General features: G+C 49.0%; 1 protein-coding gene. It reads left to right on the top strand.

Going from position 1 to position 463, the window contains the following annotated elements; all coding sequences use genetic code 11:
- The coding region (locus A3729_RS18705; RefSeq protein ID WP_156498017.1) for an ATP-binding cassette domain-containing protein at positions 1–463 on the top strand (463 nt) is incomplete at both ends.

Here is a 463-nt window from a genome sequence, read left to right as displayed (position 1 = left end):
AACAAGCTTGTTTAAACTTATCTTAGGCGAACTTAGCCCGGATTCGGGTGCCTATTCTTTGCCCGGTAACTGCCGTGTTTCTCATATGGCTCAGGAAGTCACAGCAGGAGAGCGAACGGCTAAAGATTATGTGCTCGATGGCCATCAGCAGCTCCGTAGTCTGGAGGCTGAATTAAAACAAGCTGAAGCCGCACACGATGACCATAAAATTGCTGAACTCCATGGAGAGCTGGAGCACATAGGTGCCTATGAAGCACCAGTTATCGTGGAAAAGTTACTGCATGGTTTGGGATTTGATCAGAAAGACATGCAGCGCCCGGTTAATGACTTCTCTGGTGGTTGGCGAATTCGTTTGAATTTGGCGCAAGCACTGATGTGCCCTTCTGACCTATTGTTGCTGGATGAGCCGACGAACCACTTGGATCTAGATGCGATGCTCTGGCTGGAGCAATGGCTGAAACGT

The sequence above is a fragment of the Oleiphilus sp. HI0043 genome (assembly GCF_001634935.1).
The sequence above is the reverse complement of the archived record's forward strand: the minus strand, read 5'-3'. Positions and strand labels throughout refer to the sequence as shown.